The following is a 17,967-nucleotide window of genomic DNA, read 5'->3' as shown; positions in this document are numbered from 1 at the left end:
GGTCAATTTCCCCTAAGCTTGATGCCGCTAGCCTTCGGGTAGAATCATCCAGTTGTGGTTTGCCGATTAACTCCACCAAAGCAGCGATCGCTTTTATGCGATTTGTCTGAGACAGTGCTATCTTTGCTCCCTCTGCGATTGGTGTGAGAAATTTTACCCACTCGTTTTGTTCAACTTTAAACTCGCCAAAGCGCCATTTAACGATTTCTGCCACAATAGCATCTGCGTTGACAGAATTTTTCCACTCATCAACCGCCGCAGCAGCGAGAAAATAAGCGCGAAACTCGTAAAATCCCCTTTTGACTCTATCAATAGCTCTGTATTCTCCGCAGCCATCATCAAATTCCACCAACGCCTGAATAAACTCTTCCTTCTTCTTCCTTTCCACATTCTCACGTCCCAACCATAGCAAAATCACCTCTTTCCACTGCGGGGCAAAAATGCGATAAACGCCTAGCGTGGGGTTGTCGGGAACATGATTCAGAAACTCGTGCCAATCGTCAACCGCCAACGCTGCAAAATATTCCTCAAATGTGGGATGGTAGAAAGCGTAAACTTTTTCTTTCGTTGCTGATTCCGCAGCCACTCCAACTTCATTTAGCCATCCCAACTTTAACGCTAACAAAAATAAAGAATTTTGCTGTTTTGCATCACCTAATTCCTCACGTACAAACTTATGTCGTAGCCGAAACCGTGACGTTTCTTGATCGATTGCCCGTTTTGCCAAACGTCCCAACGCAGCGTTTAATTCCTCTTGCTGTTCTTCAGTGGTAGGGAAGCGGTTTTCTTTCCACTTGTAAACCTCTTCCACAAACTGCTGATAAAGTCCAGCTTTAGTTTCCGGTAAACCTTTATTAGAACCTTGCCAAGTGCTACACAACAGCGCTAACCGCAAAGGATTTTTAACTAAATCTTGGATGCGCTGACGTTCAGCTTTATCTAATTCCTGCCATAATCTTTCCCCTTTGTCTGCATCCTTGTTGTGAAACCAACGCCGAATAAACTCTTGCACTTGTTGCGGATATTCAAAATTGAGTAACCGATACGTCTCAAAATCTGCTAAAGCGTTGGCGTTTGCTTCCCAAACATTCACCCGACAAGTCAGCACAACCCGCGCATTTTTCACCCATCCCGTCAACTGCTGCGAAATCTCAGTTAATGGTTGGGGTGAAGACATTTCATCTGCTGCATCCAACAACAACCACACACGATTATTCTTGAATAAATCTGCGAAAGCGTTTTCCTGGTCTTCTGTTACGCGCACCACTTCTAAAGCATTCTTTAGCCAATCTTGCAACAGATAATTTTCTACACTCTTTCCTTGCAAGTCTGCCAAAGAAATCCAAATTGGTAAACCCAGATTATTCTTTAATATCCAAAAAGCTATAGTTTGCAACTGAGTAGTTTTTCCCGCACCCGGTTCCCCAATTAAAGCGATGCGGTGTCCTTGAGTTTTACCAACACCATCACCGATAACTTGCTCTAAAAAAGCCTCATGTTCAAATCGCTGCTTTTCTTCATAACTCGGTTCGTAAAGCCGCGAACCTTGTTCTGGGAAAATATTCTCGCTGCACTTCTTTGGTTTGTTACGCTCCACCAATGCTAAAGGGACATGAATTTCCTTTAGCTCAAATTTCATCTCATTATCAGCAAACAGCAACTCATTTGTGGTGAGACGCTTGTGCTTTTCCAGCATAGCGCCACAGATTTCTTGCCAGTCACCACCCTGAGATTTTTCTTTTGCAGCCTTGGGAACTTTAACAGAGTTGTTTTTTTGAGCTTCTCGGCATTTATCCCATTCCCCACCTTGCTTAAACAACCAATTGAGGTTTTCTTCTTTATCGATGCTGGGAAACTTGAGCGCGAAAAGCCAAATTTTTGAGTTTGTTCTAGTTTTGGCGTTGGTTTGTCCGCGTTTATCCTGAAGAATTTTCAAGCTTATCAGACAGTTGAGCGCATTCCTAATTGCTTCAGGCTCTAAGCTGTCGCTATACTTCTTCGTCAGTTCTGCTAGTCCTTCTAATGTAGAATGCGTTACCCATAACTCAGTACCCGCTTGCCAGTCAGCTTTGCAGTCCTTTGATTCTTCCAAATTTTCCACAAAGGACAGTAAAGCAGACAGCAATATTTTTGCTTGTTTTCTACCAGCGTCGTAGCTAAGATTCCGCCCCATGTAAGTACCGTCATCGAAAAGAAAAAAATTTTCTAAAAAGTTCTGTGCTTTCCCAAGCCAGACATTTTTCCCAAGCACCCTATGTAGATTCTAAACGGCTTTTAATCAACGCTTGGGAAATTTACTTGTAAATTAATCCCAACCTTAACCTCGATTTGAAATTGAGGTGAGGTAAATAAATGAAAACTCAGCGCAAACAAAGCCAAAGCACTCGTCAAAAGCTTTATCGCCAAATCATTACGATGTTGTTATTAATACAAACAATTTTAATTGGCGTAAACGCCGAAAACCGCCTTCAGCAAGGAGACTCAACAATCGAGGTTCTGATGTGGATGATAAACCAGTGTATCCCAATCCTGAAACAAGCCAGCAGTTTCCAAGAAAAGCAAAAAAAGAGCTTGTTACCCAAACATCACCTTTCTGAGGATAAATAATCATAGCTCCTCTTTGCTAGAGCTACCACACAAGTTGAATTACCCCCCTTAATCCCCCCTTGGAAAGGGGGGAAACAAGAAATCTAGTTCCCTCCCCTTTCCAAGGGGAGGGTTAGGGTGGGGTAAAACCATTGTTCTTCAGCTATTTCAGACTTGTGTGTACACCGTAGCCTTAGCAAGGAGTGGGCTTTTTTGAGTTTAATAACTAATCAAGTGGACAAGTCTATTCGTTCAAAACGCAAGTCTATTCGTTCAAAACGCAAGTCTATTCGTTCAGAACACAAGTCTATTCGTTCAGAACGCAAGTCTATTCGTTCACAATACAAGTCTATTTGTTCACAACACAAGTCTATTTGTTCAGAACGCAAGTCCATTTGTTCAGAACGCAAGTCTATTCGTTCACAACACAAGTCTATTCTCAACAATTTGTTGTTTAGCGTCGTGTAATTACTGAGTAAACAATCCAATCTTATTAAAAACAATACCTTTTTTTGCAAGTTTTACTGAACCACTACATTGTCCCATTGAGACACTCTAGAAAGATAAGGTTTAGTAAAAAGTATACATTGATGTCACGCAAAAGAAGAAGCTCTCCCGTGCTAGAAAAAACCGAACAGAGAGTAATCGGATTTAAATCAATTGATTCTAGCCTTGACTTTGGTAATTCCATCAGTTTAAACCATTTAACCGAGTTAACCGGGCAACTCCGCAACCAGATAGACGAGTATAATATGATGCTAACTGCCCTTGACTCGGCAAAAGCAGAAATAGAAACCCTGGAAAAGACCATTCGGGAAACTTCAGAACGCTTAGTCAGTGGTGTGGTGTTAAAGTATGGCAAAGACAGTCGGGAATACGAAATGACAGGCGGAGTCCGCAAAAGCGATCGCATTCGTAAAGCCACTATCACCCGGTTAAAATCTACCGCAGACTCAAAAGCGGCTTCTACACAGACAGCTGTAACAAGCAATAAATAGGCATCATTACACCATAAATGATGCGTATTGCTTTGCGATCGCGCTTGTCTCTTTGTTGCTTTATTCCTCAATCAACTCATTTGTTATAAAAAGATGATTGCAGACAATGTAACAATAGCGATCGCAACCAAATTCTTTTAGCTATACCCAGCAGTGAACGCCCCTAACAATATCTTTGCACAAACTCAGAATCGCAAAGCCGATCATATTCGGATCTGTTTAGAAGAAGATGTTCAGTCGCATCAAATCACCAATGGATTAGAACGTTATCGTTTTACCCATTCTTGCTTACCCGAACTCAACCATGACGATATTGATATCAGTACAGCTTTCTTGGGAAAACACCTTGGCGCACCCTTGTTAATTTCTTCCATGACTGGCGGAACAGAACAAGCCGCAACCATTAATCAACGTTTGGCCCAAGTCGCGCAACATTACAAAATTGCAATGGGTGTTGGTTCCCAACGGGTAGCAGTGGAAAAACCCCAGGTGGCTGATACTTTTGCTGTCCGCAAGTATGCACCCGATGTTCTGCTATTTGCAAATTTGGGGGCTGTGCAACTTAACTATAAGTACGGCTTAGATGAATGTCTGCGGGTAGTTGATATCCTAGAGGCTGATGCCCTGATTTTACACATTAATCCTCTACAAGAGTGCATTCAACCCAAAGGTGACACTAATTTTTGGGGTTTACTTGACAAGATATCTAATTTGTGCAGCAAACTGCCAGTGCCAGTAATTGCGAAAGAAGTTGGTAACGGCATTTCAGCAGCGATCGCCAGCAAATTGATAGCCGCCGGAGTAGCAGCAATTGATGTCGCTGGTGCGGGGGGAACTTCTTGGGCAAAAGTAGAAAGCGAACGGGCCGAAAATCCCTTGCAGCGTCGCTTAGGGATGACTTTTGCCGATTGGGGTTTACCGACAGCAGAGTGCATTACAACTATTAGAGCGATCGCAAAAGATGTGCCTTTAATTGCTTCGGGAGGTTTGCGTCATGGATTGGATGTTGCTGTTGCGATCGCCTTGGGAGCAGATATAGCTGGTTTAGCAATGCCTTTTTTGCAAGCAGCAGCAACATCAGAGACAGCAGTAGCGGAACTCGCTGAAGTATTAATTGCCGAAATCACCACAGTCTTATTCTGCACTGGTAACGCCACCTTGTATCAGTTAAAGCACTCTGGTAGTTTACAGCGCATAGAATAAATTAGGTAGGTCATTTGTCATTTGTCAATACCCCAGTTCCCAGTCCTTAATCCCTAATCCCCAATTCCCAATAACTAATGCGTAATTTTATCAAACAAACTTTTGCTAGCTTAGTTGGCACCTTATTAGGACTAATTATTTTCGGTGGTCTAGGAACTACTGGATTATTCTTGCTAATATTGGCTGCTACCTCCTCTAAAGATACTGGGCCAAATGTGAAAGATAAGTCAGTGTTGGTTTTTGACTTGTCGATGAAAATTACTGATAGCGAACCTAGTTCTGGCGAACTGTTTCAAAACACAATATCAGGTGTGGATGATGAAAGGATATCACTCCGCAAAGTTGTGGAAACTTTGGAAAAAGCGCGACGCGATCCGCGAATTGTTGGGATCTATCTGGATTCAACTAACACAAGCCAAGCGGGTAACATCGGCTATGCTTCCCTTAAAGAAATTCGGAAGGCGCTGGAAGAGTTTCGCGCTTCTGGGAAAAAGATTGTCGCTTATGGCAGTGATTGGAGTAAAAAAGAATATTACCTTAGTTCAGTGGCAGATTCCATTGTCCTTAATCCTTTGGGAATGATGGAAGTCAACGGTTTGAGTTCACAGCCAATGTTCTTAGCGGGTGCATTACAAAAGTATGGCATTGGCGTTCAAGTCGTGCGAGTGGGTAAATTCAAAGGTGCTGTGGAACCGTTTATCCTGAAAAAATTGAGTCCAGAAAACCGCGAACAGACTCAGAAATTGTTAGATGATGTTTGGGGAGAGTGGCGCACTACCGTCGGTGCAAGTCGGAAAATTGAACCTAACCAGTTGCAAGCGATCGCAGACAGTCAGGCGATACTGGAAGCCACTCAAGCTAAAACCAACGGTTTAGTCGATCGAATAGCATACCCTGATGAAGTGGTAACAGACCTGAAAAAATTGACAGCTAGCGATAAAAACGACAAAACATTCCGACAAATTAGTTTCAATAGCTACGCAGAAGTTTCTGGTAAATCTTTGGGTGTAGAACGTAACTCCAAAAATCACATTGCTGTTGTTTATGCTGAGGGCGAGATTGTTGATGGTAAAGGTGATGATGGGCAAGTAGGAGGCGATCGCTTTGCCAAAATCTTCAATAAACTCCGACAAGACAAGGATGTAAAGGCTATTGTCTTACGGATTAATAGTCCTGGTGGTAGTGCTACCGCAGCCGAAGTCATGCAGCGAGAAGTGAAATTAACCCGTGAAGTAAAACCGGTTGTAGTGTCTATGGGCGATGTCGCTGCCTCTGGTGGTTACTGGATTGCTAGCGACTCTAATCGCATTTTTGCTGAACCAAATACCATTACAGGCTCAATAGGTGTGTTTGGGTTGCTATTTAATGGTGAAAAGCTGGCCAATACTAACGGCATCACTTGGGATTCGGTGAAAACTGGAACATATGCTGATAGTCAAACAGTTTCGCGCCCAAAATCAACCCAAGAGTTAGCACTTTATCAACGCAGTGTTAACCGCATTTATAATATGTTTCTAAATAAAGTTTCTCAAGGTCGCAAACTTCCAGAACAAAAAGTAGCAGAAATTGCCCAAGGAAGAGTTTGGTCTGGTGTAGCGGCCAAGGAAATTGGTTTGGTAGATGAAATTGGGGGTTTGAATAGTGCGATCGCGTATGCTGTCAAAGAAGCGAAACTAGGAGAAGACTGGGAAGTTGAAGAATATCCTCGCACTAACAGTTTCGGAGAACGCTTTTTTGGGCGCGCAACTGAAGAAGCGCGGACTGCTTTAGGGATTGAGGTGGCGCAACTCAAACCATCTAACCCCCTCACCAATGAATTCCAGAAATTCCAACAAGAAGTAGAGATTTTGCAAAAAATGAACGATCCAAAGGGGGTTTATGCCCGTTTGCCTTTCAACTTGAAGATTGAGTAATTTTCTGTAGGGGTAATTCATGAATTGCCCCTACATTTTGTACTTGATGCGATTAGTCTTTTTCTAGAGACAATGCTATAACCAGTGCTTTGGATACGTCCTTTCTGCTGCTAAATTATTGAAGATCACAGCGCATAGCACTAGAATCATCGATCCCTCAAAGGCAGGTGTTAGCAGAAATTGCCAGTCCGGTTTCGTCATCATAACGACTAATGCAACAGCACCCGAAGGTGGGTGTACAGTTCTGGTAAACTGCATAATTGCGATCGCACTAGAAACAGCCATTCCCATTGCCAAGGGAGAGGAACCGAGAAAATGCAGAATTATCAAACTTAATATAGCAGCTAAAAGATTACCTCCAATGACATTGCGAGGTTGAGCCAAAGGACTGTCAGGGACACCAAATATCAAGACACTTGTAGCACCAAAAGGAGCCATCAGCAAAGGAGAATTAGTTTTGACAGCAAGGTAAGACGTTGCTGTAATGGCTAAAAAACTACCAATCCAACTCCAAAAAACATGCCGATGATGAGGTCTGTCTATTGGACAAGCTAGCGGACACGAGCGCCATCTACCAAAGGTTTTAAACCAATAATTTTGCCACTTCAACTGAACTTTTTTACTATCGATCATGAATCAACCACTCGATAATCATGACTCTTTGAATTGACTGAGCAAGGCTTTGATTAAGTTACAATACCATGACATTTACAAAAAAGTCTCTAAAAAGTATCTAAATACACAGATTTTTTTATCTTATTGGAATCAAACCTAAATATCCTAAGTTTTTAGAGGCTTCAAAATAAAAACTATCCCAAAGTCGATTGCAAAATCTCTCTATTCCTCTTAGAGGATGTTTGAAAAGTCCTCTCGTTGGTAGCAAAACATTTCAGATCCCCCTAAATCCCCCGCTCAATTGGGGGACTTTGATTCCGGTTCCCCCCTTTTTAAGGGGAGCCAGCGCGGTCTTGGGGGTTTCCCCCATGAGCGACTGGCGTGGGCTAGGGGGGATCTCTAAGTGCCTAAAATCACAGCCAAATACTTGTTCATTCAACCTCTTAACTCTGTGTTCTCTGCGTCTCTGTGGTTCGTTTATTAGAATAATTTCTTTTTTAGAAGTCCCTTAAGCAGACATAATATTTGTGGCTTAAGTGATACTCAGTAACGCAACCGCATCAAATATCTCAGAAATATTACTGAACCATCAAGACAATAAATGTAACTAATATATACATAAAGATTGTCAGGGTGCTAAATATGTCAGATTTACCGCTTCAGTGCAAAAATTTGAAAGAGCAAGTTGAATCGATATTACAACTTTTACAGCAAGAACCAACCCTACATTCCCAAGATATTACACCTGTAGAAACTTCCCTAACTAAGGCGATTTCTCCCAAATTTGAGATTGTGTTTGCAGGTGCGTTTAGTGCCGGTAAATCAATGCTAATTAATGCACTATTAGAGAGAGAATTACTTTACAGTGCAGAAGGACATGCTACAGGTACAGAATGCAAAATTGAGTATGCAGATGTAGATAAAGAACGTGTTGTTTTGACATTTTTAAGTGAAGTAGAGATTCGGGAACAAGCAGTTTATTTGTGTCAGCAGCTAGGATTCAAGACAGTACCTAATATTAACCAAACTGATGTAATTAACTTACTACTTGAAGGTTCTGAAGCGATTATTCAGCAGGAAGGTGGTGAGAGTAAATCAGAACGTGCAAAACAGGCGAAGGCGTTAATGTTATTGCTAGAAGGATATATAGCAAACCGCGATCGCATCAACACGGTTAATAATGCTACATATTCAATGGAGCAATTTCATTTTTCTAACCTCAAGGAAGCTGCTGGATATGCCCGTCGGGGTAGTAATAGTGCGGTATTGAAGCGAATAGAATACTACTGTAATCATCCTCTGCTAGAAGATGGAAATGTAATTATTGACACACCTGGTATAGATGCACCAGTAGAGAAAGACGCACAACTAACTTATGCTAAAATTCAACATCCTGATACTTCGGCGGTGGTGTGTGTGCTAAAACCTGCTTCAGCGGGTGATATGACAAAGGAAGAAACAGAATTATTGGAATTAATGCGCCAGAATGGGGGAGTACGCGATCGCGTTTTCTACGTCTTCAACCGCATCGATGAAACTTGGTACAATACCCAACTACGACAACGATTAGACGATTTAATTAATGGGCAATTTGCTAATTCAAACAAGGTTTATAAAACCAGTGGATTACTAGGATTTTACGGCAGTCAAATTAAACAGACAAGCCAAGGAGATAGATTTGGTTTAAATTCTGTTTTTGCGGCAAGTATTAAAGGTTTAGATGATAAAGAAGAAACACCACAATTTGTCTATGCCTTTAACAACTACTGCGTAAATTCAGGAAAGCTTTCTACCAGTAAATTCCGTGTTTCTGTTAACGGCTTTGAAACCCCAAATCAAAATTATGTACGGATTTTGGGAGATTGGGGAAATGAACTTATAGACAAGCTAATTCAAGATAGTGGGACTGATGAATTTCGCACAGCTATCACTCGCTATCTTACAGAAGAAAAGCGTCCGCAGTTATTTAAAAATCTTGCCGATGATTTGGAAGATGTTTGTATTAAACTGAAAAGACATTATCAGAGCGTACAACGTCATTTAGATAGTCAACCTCAAGAAATTGAAGCTATGAAGTCGCAAGAGTTGCACCGCCCAAATCAGCAACTCCAGCAAATTGGTAGAGAATTTAGCGAGCATATCACAGAAGAAGTTAACCAGATAATTAATAATTCTTGTGATGCTTTTGAATCAGACTTTAAACAATTGCAATCACGAATGATTCGCCGTTTAGATGAATTGCTAGATAGTTTTTCTGTGGCTTCTGCTTATCAACGTGCAACTATTAGCCACCCTCGCAATGCTACCGCACCTTTAATTGCTATTTTAGTAGAGGCATTTTATTATTTAGCAAATCAATTAGAAGATATTTTGATTGAATCTTCTCAGCAAGTAGTTGCAAATTATTTCCAGCGATTAATTGAAAAAATTCGCAAATCAGAATACTATCGCCAATTGTATCGTTTATTAGATAATGATGGCGGAATTGAACAAGAGATTAGAATTTTAGAAAAAGGAGTGACTCAAGCATTAATGAGTGCAGCTAGTGTAGAGTGCGATCGCTTTGTGCGAGAAAGTCCGAGATTTTATGACGAAGGCACTTTTTCTATATATCAATTTCGTCAGACTTTATTACAAACTTCTCAAGGTTACGACGCTGAAAGTATCGTGGAAGCAGAACCAGCCATTAGGCAATTATTGAAATTAGATTTTGAGCCAAAAGTTTCTCAAACTATTCGTAAATCTTTCCGTCAAACCATCAACCAAACGCTGAAAACTCAGTTGTTACCAATGGCAGAACAACAAGCAGATGAGATTTTGCAGCAATACCCACAAGCGCGTGCTTATTTAGAGAAAACATTGCAACAAGAGGCTGAAGAAAAAATTGCGAATAATCGCCGATTGTTGAGTGTTGTTGAAGAAAATATTGTCACCTATAATTCAGCAGCTTCTAGTATCAATAGTTGTTTACAAGCGATGAAATTATATGATCATTTATTGCCTGTAATTGGTGAGTTGTTTGAAACTGATAAGAAGTTTACTAATAATGGATTTGTGATTTCAGATGTGGTACAAGAGGTTTAATTATACATATCACAACCCTATTTGATTTGTAAAATTCGCGGTGTCCAGATCCCCGACTTCTTCAAGAAGTCGGGGATCTAATTTTTAAATTCGCACTCAATAGTTATGCTTATCAAACGCCGACAATTTCTTACAACCTGTGGACTAGCTACGATAGCCACTCAGATACCAGCATTTACTGCTGAAGGTAAACTACCCCCAAACATCATCCGCAAACCGTCACGCCTACAAGTAGGTGATACTGTAGGATTCATCTCACCTGCGGGTATCGTTGACGCTAAAGATATCGAAGCAGCGCAACAATCACTCACACAATTAGGGTTAAAAGTCAAACTAGGGAAGCATATTTTAGATCGTTATGGCTATTTAGCGGGTAAAGATGGCGATCGCGCCCAAGATGTAAACTTGATGTTTAGCGATCGCACCATCAAAGCAATTATCCCGATGCGTGGCGGTTGGGGCTGTAATCGCATTTTACCGCTACTAAACTACTCGCTAATCCGCTCACATCCGAAAATTCTCATCGGGTACAGCGATATTACAACGCTGTTGTTGGCAATTAACGCCCGTAGTCAAATGATTACTTTTCATGGCCCAGTTGCTACATCTACTTGGAATCAATTTACAGTGGATTACTTCAAACGCATCCTATTTAATGGTGAAGCAGTGACTATGCAAAATCTCAACCCTAGCGAAGTGCGGGTGGAGACAATAGCACCAGGAAAGGCGAGAGGTAAACTGGTAGGTGGAAACTTATCAGTCCTGTCAGCAATGGTAGGTTCAGCTTACCTACCTTCTTGGAACAAAAGCATCCTGTTTGTGGAAGAAGTTGGCGAGGATGTTTACCGTGTAGATAGAATGCTGACACAGTTAAAAACTGCTGGAATACTTAATCAAATTTCTGGCTTTATCTTTGGGCAATGCACTAATTGTAAACTTGGAGATGAACCATCATTTACATTAATGCAAGTATTGCAACAACACATACTTCCTTTAGGTATTCCTGCTTGGCATGGTTCAATGATTGGTCATACTAAAGATAAATTTACCTTGCCAATCGGTTTAGAAGTAGAAATAAATGCTGAACTTGGGACAATACGAATGTTAGAGGCGGCTGTCACTCTGGTTTAAGTATTAGCCGTGCCACATTGATTTTGATTAAGATTTTAATAGATAGTATGAATTTCTCCTCGCCATGTTACGACTAACAGAAGTAAAGCTTCCACTCGATCATCCTGAAGATGAGATCGAGACTGCCATCCTCAAAAAGCTGCAAATCACAAACGAAGAATTGATCGGTTATTCCATCTTCAAGCGCAGCTATGATGCCCGTAAAAAAGGAGAGATTAACCTTGTTTATATTCTGGACGTAGAAACAACTCAGGAGACTCATCTACTCAAGCGCCTGAAAAAAGATCCCCATGTGATGGTTAGGCCAGACATGAGTTATCGCCCAGTGGCGCAAGCACTTAGTAATTTGGCGATTCGCCCCATCGTCATTGGTACTGGGCCTTGTGGCTTATTTGCGGGTTTGATGCTGGCACAAATGGGTTTCCGTCCCATCATTTTAGAGCGTGGGAAAAAAGTTCGCGATCGCACCGTTGACACCTTTGGCTTTTGGAAGAAAAAATCAGACTTCAATCCAGAATCTAATGCCCAGTTTGGTGAAGGTGGGGCGGGTACATTTTCTGATGGCAAACTTTACAGCCAAGTCAAAGATCCTCAGCATTATGGACGCAAAGTACTAACCGAACTCGTCAATGCGGGAGCTTCACCAGAAATTCTCTATATCAACAAACCGCACATCGGCACATTCAAACTGGTGGGAATAGTCCAAAGTATGCGGGCTAAAATCGAATCCCTCGGCGGTGAAATTCACTTTGAAAGTCGGGTGGAAGATATCAACATCGAAAATGGACAGGTGCGGGGAGTCACCCTTGCCAGTGGGGAATATATCGCCAGCGATTATGTGGTTTTGGCAGTAGGACACAGCGCCCGCGATACCTTTCAAATGCTATATAATCGCGGGGTTTACATCGAGCCTAAACCTTTTTCCATCGGCTTTCGCGTCGAACATCCTCAAACTATCATCGATAAATGTCGTTTTGGCGCTCAAGCCGGTCATAAGCTTTTAGGCGCAGCCGATTATAAACTGGTTCATCACTGCGAAAATGGTCGTTCCGTGTATAGTTTTTGTATGTGTCCAGGGGGTTTGGTGGTTGCAGCCGCATCAGAACCAGGGCGACTTGTCACCAATGGGATGAGCCAATATTCTCGTAATGAGCGTAATGCCAATAGTGCGATCGTTGTGGGCATCACACCCGAAGATTATCCGGGCAATGCCTTGGCGGGAATTGACTTTCAACGGCGCTTGGAAGAAAAGGCTTTTGAGTTGGGCGGTGGAACTTATGAAGCTCCGGGGCAGTTAGTGGGAGACTTTCTCAACCATCGCCCTTCTACAGCGTTGGGTACGGTTAAACCGTCCTATACACCAGGGGTACATTTGGGTGATTTGAGTCAGAGCTTACCAGATTATGCGATCGCAGCCATCCGTGAAGCCCTGCCTGCTTTTGACAAACAAATCAAGGGATTTGCAATGGACGATGCCGTTTTAACTGGGGTAGAAACCCGCACCTCATCACCAATTCGGATTAAACGCAAAGAGGATTATCAAAGTTTAAATACAGTCGGTCTTTATCCGGCTGGTGAGGGTGCAGGATATGCAGGGGGAATTCTCTCTGCGGGTATCGATGGTATTAAGGTAGCAGAGGCAGTAGCTTTAAGTATTTTGAAGAATTGCGTACTTTAGCGCTGTAAGCATCGCACCAGTTTTGCATAATAGATTTTGGGCAATTGGTAAGTTAGCCCAATCTCTTAAAATGTAAAAGTAGTCCGAAGTACGCCTACAGTTGTAGTCTCATTGTTACTATTACCTTCTGGGTTAAAGAGAACAAACGCACCAGGAGTAATGCTGATATTATCGCTAACTTTAAAGCGATAATAGCCTTCTAAATGATAAGGAGTCGCCCGATTGTCGCCTGTGGGGGAAAGTTGAGCAGAACCACCAGCATCACTACGGTAAAGCGGCTGACCAAAAAGAATCCCGGCATTGTTCCCTGACTTGAATAAATCTGTGAAGTGAACTCCCACCATCCAACTTGTAAAGGTGGTGGAAGCATTCACGCTATTAGAAGAAGCATCAACAAATAGTGCTGCACCATAGCCAGATAAGGCTATCTTGGGAGAAAATCGCCATGTTACTGTACCCCCAAAGGAATTGAGTTTGACTGGTGTCCCAGCGTCAACACCAGCTAAAGCACCAACATCACCACTAATTAATCCAGTACCTAAAATATTGATTTCGTGATAACTATTGGCATAGTTTAGACCAACATCTAAACTAGGACTGGGCTTAAAGGTTAACTGTGCAGCAACAATACTGCTTCCACTAAATACACCACCCCCCAAAGGTGTCGTAGAAACTCCTGGTAGTACCTCATCAGCAGATTTTTGAGGTAAATTGGCATTGACGCTACCGTATAAAGCGCGTAAATCCAAATTCGGGGAAATACTATAAATAAATCCCGCCGCCGATGCTAAACCAGTACCCGAAGTCCCACCAGAAACCCGTAACACAGGATTTAAGCCTGCAAAACGAGAAATTGACTCTTGGCCTTCGCCATAAAAAGGCGTAATTGTTGGGAAAGCATCTGATGTTTCCGCCGCAGTTCCGGCAAACAAGGTTAATTTATTAGCAACGGGAAAGATATACAGCAATTTATAAAGCTGAACATCGTTCGCGCCAACACTCGACAAAGTATTGACATTTAACCCTGGAAATTGCGGCTCAAAACTGGTACGAGCGCTACTAGCACTTAAAAGAGGTGCAGCTAATCCTAAACTTTGTTGGAGGCTACCTTGTCCATTGGCTCCACCCAAAAAGTTATAAGCTTGCAATCCAGTAATTAATAAATCTTTACCAGTAAAGCTAGTGGTAAGATTTAATCGCACTCTATTAACTAGGATGATGTTCGAGTCGCTGTTATTAGGAGCGCCGCCGGTAGCACCAACAGCAGCAATAATTGCCTCTCCATTAAGTTTAGTAGTTGTAGAAAATTGATTTGCTTCTAGTTTTGCGGAACGAGCTTCTACAGCATCTACTCGACCCCGCAATGTTGTCAATTCCGCCGTAAATTGTTCTTGTAGTTTCTGCAACGTGGCTAAATCTTCTTTCTTAACCAAATCACCAGTTGCAGTGGCAATCAGTTCGTTGATTCGTTCTAAACAAGCATTTAAGCCAGCAGCAAATTCATAGCGAGTCATCGCCCGATTACCGCGATAGGTTTGATTGGGATAACCTGCAATACAACCATATCGCTCAACCAAAGACTGGAGTGCCTGAAAAGCCCAATCTGTCGGTTGTACATCAGACAATTGGGATACAGATGTTACTTGTGCAAGCTTGTCTGAGGATGGAGACGAATTTGCGGATTGTGGTGTCAGTTGCTGCTGAAACTTAACAGCAGAATCTACACCTAAATCTTGATTTTTTTGATTCTCATTATCTATCAGCAATTCACTGGAGATATTATTTGTTAAGTTGCTTGGATGAGAATCATTTTTTTGATAATTGCTATCATTTTGATTAATAGCTAAGTTTTTATCTGCAATTTCTAAATTAGGAAGGGCTTGCACAGGTGATAACCCGGCAATTAAGCATAAAAATCCCATCCCACTAGCAGAAGCTAGTAGATATTTCACCATGACAACTCCCAACACACATAATATGGTAAAAATTAATTGCGATTTTGAAATTGATTGATAAGTAAATTTAAAGTAGATTTAGCCAGAGAATCTTGCTAACCTTAAATTTTTGATATCAGGATTTTTTCTGAATTGACTTACCGCAAAATCAGCTTATCTCGCAAGTATTAAATTATAGTAAATACTATTTTGGGAGAGAATTAACAAATAATCATATTGAGATTTTTGATAATTACTATTGGCAAAATAATAATTACATCCGTTTGATTTATGATACAGAATATAGATATTTAGCCGATATTAGAGGCTAAATACGTAGCAAAGAATAATTTACCCAAAAAAAATAATAAATTGCGATCGCAGTTTATTGGCTTGAGTGTAGGGAAGATCGGGAGGAAAACGGCAAAAATCATTTATCTTGGGATTGTTAACCAGTTTTATCCCAGAGAAGCTTCATAGCGATCGCATAAAGAAAATTTTAGGCTTTAAACTCTACCACACTTTCGCAAAACAAGCAATATTTTACAGTAAGTAATATTTTTAACAAAACATTTGTAACTACCCTTGCAGTTTATTTACCCACCGCCTGCTATTCTTATAGTTACTTCGGTCTGTCATAGCAGATAGATTATCCTCAATAATGTTTAAATTTCTTAGCGCTCATATACCATCCTGGTAATGTGGGTGCTTTTACTTTATGCCTCATAGCAGCAAAAAACCTAACCCCTTTCCCAACGCGGAAAGGGGCAATCAAAGTCTCTCTCATTTTAGGAGAGAGGTTTTCCAGATAGCTTAAGCTAAGAGTGGAGCTTTAACTTGACCAAAACGGCGATCGCGACTTTGGTAGCTCAACAAAGCCTGATATAATGCTTCTCGATTAAAATCTGGCCAAAGAATATCGGTGAAATACATTTCTGTATACGCCATTTGCCATAAGAGAAAATTACTCAACCGCATCTCACCACTAGTCCGAATCAGTAAATCGGGTTCTGGAGTGGCTGCTGTATAGAGATATTGTTCTACAAGACTTTCATTTACTTGTTCCGCACTGAGTTCGCCACGTTGCACGAGTTGAGCTACTTGATGACAAACTCTGGTAATTTCGTTGCGGCTACCGTAGTTGACTGCAACAGTAAAGTGGATTGCTTGATTATTCAATGTCTCTCTCATAGAACGTTCCATTTCCGTTTGTAGAGACTTGGGTAAAGCCGATAAATCTCCAATAAACGAGATTCGTACTCCTTCCTGATGCATTTGAGCCAACTCGCGGTGTAGTAATCGCTCAAACAAATGCATCAGAAAATCTACTTCTTCAATAGGACGCTGCCAATTTTCTGTTGAGAAAGCGTAGGCTGTCAACGCTTTGACTCCCCAATCCTTGCAGCAACGCAATAGTTCTTTGAGCGTTTTTGCTCCTTGGCGATGTCCAGCAATGCGCGGTAATCCTCGACTAGTTGCCCATCGTCCGTTACCATCCATGATGACGGCGATATGTTGGGGTATTTTTTGCGGGTTTAAATCGGGTGATTTGTCATTTGTCATTTGTCATTTGTCCTTTGTTATTTCCTAATGAGTGATTTCAAATAAATCTTGCAAATATTTTGGTGTGAGGGTATTGTTCCAACTCCACAGACGATGCATTGTGTAGGCGAAGGTGAAGAAGAGAGTTGTTTTGTTAGTTAATGACCAAGCATTCCAGTTGAGTGTACCCATCATGCGATGGAGAGTACGCATGAGGTTGTTACGTTGATAGTTTTGCGATCGCGTTTTGATGAGCGTGCGTCCAATTCGCATCAACCCAGTATCCGGGAAATTCCAGACTCCAAACCCCCAGAATTTGGTCATGTGGTTGATTTCATCCTGCGCTAGTTCTTCTAAAACATCTTGGAGTGCGCCTGTGGTGTGAGCCATTAACCAAATATAAAGACAGGTTGCACCGTATTCAGTAGCAATGCGATGTAAGCCATGGCGATATAGGTCTTCTTGAGCGTCATCTGTAGGAAGATAGTTTCTAACAGTCCGAAGTTTTGGGGTAATTTTCTCGCCTGTTAATTGGGTGTAGACTTTCATTAATGCTGGTGTGTGCTGACGTTCTTCCTTTTCCCACAAACCAAGTTCCAGCAGTTCGCCACTTTCACTGATAGTTCCACCAACAAACCGAGCCATCTGAGAATGCAATTTTTCTAAATACTGCCGACTTGTTTGGGTATAGCCGCGAATGGGAGCTTCTGTATCCATTGCACCTATCAATATAGATAGAAATACCTCTGCGTCTAAGCCGATAATTTGATTGCGGTTAATTGTGTGCCAGTCGATGTGTTTCCAGGGACGCGGTTGGGGATTGGCAAACTGTATCGGTAAATCTTGTAGGCGATCGTGTAGTTGTTCGACTGCAATATATCTGTCTATGAGGGAACGAATGCGATGTTGTGTTTGCAGGTAGTTAGGACTGGGATAGCCTTGACCTGCTAAGTCTTCTCTAACTGGGTTGAGAGTATTAAGCATTTTTTTATACTTTAATTTTTATCTCTATGCCCAATAGCCTAAGCGATCGCACTTTGTTTTGTCAGTCGGCTGAAGTCGGCAGTTTTATGTCATAGGGTTGCAAAAGTCGGGGAAAAAGTCTTTAGTGTAGTATAGATGTATTGCATAGAGGTTTATTAAGTATGAAGGTCTACGATATATACTCAAAGCGTCAAAAAAGACTTATCCCGGATTTCTCACAAAGCCTGAGAAAAGAGGAGTCAAAAACTGCCAAAATGTCTATTGCACATGAATTCCAGCAGTTTTAAGCATGACCCCTC

The 17,967-nt window shown here is 41.6% G+C and carries 12 protein-coding genes; 7 read left to right on the top strand and 5 right to left on the bottom strand.

The window, feature by feature from the left end:
* A partial coding sequence (locus tag V7K42_RS05970; RefSeq protein WP_334914431.1) for an NACHT domain-containing protein occupies positions 1-2,173 on the bottom strand: 2,173 nt, incomplete at its 3' end.
* A gap of 179 nt (positions 2,174-2,352) precedes the next feature.
* On the opposite strand from V7K42_RS05970, the gene V7K42_RS05965 reads away from it, so the two are divergent.
* The 4 genes from V7K42_RS05965 (at position 2,353) to sppA (ending at position 6,700) form a co-directional block, all read left to right on the top strand.
* A complete protein-coding gene (locus V7K42_RS05965; RefSeq protein ID WP_334914429.1) occupies positions 2,353-2,607 on the top strand; it encodes a hypothetical protein in 255 nt (84 codons plus the stop codon).
* 569 nt (positions 2,608-3,176) lie between these two features.
* A complete protein-coding gene (locus V7K42_RS05960; protein WP_334914427.1) occupies positions 3,177-3,584 on the top strand; it encodes a hypothetical protein in 408 nt (135 codons plus the stop codon).
* Positions 3,585-3,737: 153 nt separating this feature from the next.
* Positions 3,738-4,787, top strand: coding sequence for a type 2 isopentenyl-diphosphate Delta-isomerase (fni, locus tag V7K42_RS05955; protein WP_334914425.1), 1,050 nt, complete (start codon positions 3,738-3,740; stop codon positions 4,785-4,787).
* Between the two features lie 77 nt (positions 4,788-4,864).
* Entirely contained in the window at positions 4,865-6,700 is a 1,836-nt protein-coding gene (gene sppA, locus V7K42_RS05950) for a signal peptide peptidase SppA (RefSeq protein WP_334914423.1), read from the top strand.
* Between the two features lie 75 nt (positions 6,701-6,775).
* Here the strand turns inward: sppA and V7K42_RS05945 are convergent, their stop codons facing one another.
* Positions 6,776-7,333: an HPP family protein gene (locus V7K42_RS05945; protein WP_334914421.1), complete on the bottom strand. Its 558-nt coding sequence runs from the start codon at positions 7,331-7,333 to the stop codon at positions 6,776-6,778.
* Between the two features lie 624 nt (positions 7,334-7,957).
* On the opposite strand from V7K42_RS05945, the gene V7K42_RS05940 reads away from it, so the two are divergent.
* The 3 genes from V7K42_RS05940 to V7K42_RS05930 all read left to right on the top strand — a co-directional run bounded on the left by V7K42_RS05940 (position 7,958) and on the right by V7K42_RS05930 (position 13,208).
* A complete protein-coding gene (locus tag V7K42_RS05940) occupies positions 7,958-10,399 on the top strand; it encodes a dynamin-like GTPase family protein (RefSeq protein WP_334914419.1) in 2,442 nt (813 codons plus the stop codon).
* Positions 10,400-10,504: 105 nt separating this feature from the next.
* On the top strand, positions 10,505-11,530 hold the full coding sequence (locus tag V7K42_RS05935) for a S66 peptidase family protein (protein ID WP_334914417.1): 1,026 nt from the start codon (positions 10,505-10,507) through the stop codon (positions 11,528-11,530).
* Between the two features lie 64 nt (positions 11,531-11,594).
* Positions 11,595-13,208 (top strand): NAD(P)/FAD-dependent oxidoreductase, encoded by a 1,614-nt coding sequence (locus V7K42_RS05930; RefSeq protein ID WP_334914415.1) that lies wholly within the window; start codon positions 11,595-11,597, stop codon positions 13,206-13,208.
* Between the two features lie 65 nt (positions 13,209-13,273).
* On the opposite strand, the gene V7K42_RS05925 is transcribed toward V7K42_RS05930, so the two are convergent.
* The 3 genes from V7K42_RS05925 to V7K42_RS05915 form a co-directional block, all read right to left on the bottom strand.
* On the bottom strand, positions 13,274-15,163 hold the full coding sequence (locus tag V7K42_RS05925) for an iron uptake porin (RefSeq protein ID WP_334914413.1): 1,890 nt from the start codon (positions 15,161-15,163) through the stop codon (positions 13,274-13,276).
* 792 nt (positions 15,164-15,955) lie between these two features.
* Positions 15,956-16,705: an isoprenyl transferase gene (locus V7K42_RS05920; protein WP_334914411.1), complete on the bottom strand. Its 750-nt coding sequence runs from the start codon at positions 16,703-16,705 to the stop codon at positions 15,956-15,958.
* 24 nt (positions 16,706-16,729) lie between these two features.
* Positions 16,730-17,668: a ferritin-like domain-containing protein gene (locus tag V7K42_RS05915; RefSeq protein ID WP_334914409.1), complete on the bottom strand. Its 939-nt coding sequence runs from the start codon at positions 17,666-17,668 to the stop codon at positions 16,730-16,732.
* Between the last annotated feature and the right edge of the window lie 299 nt (positions 17,669-17,967).

It is taken from the genome of Nostoc sp. (assembly GCF_036917455.1).
Lineage (GTDB): Bacteria > Cyanobacteriota > Cyanobacteriia > Cyanobacteriales > Nostocaceae > Nostoc.
Note: the sequence above shows the minus strand (reverse complement) of the source record. Positions and strands in the feature narration are given on the sequence as shown.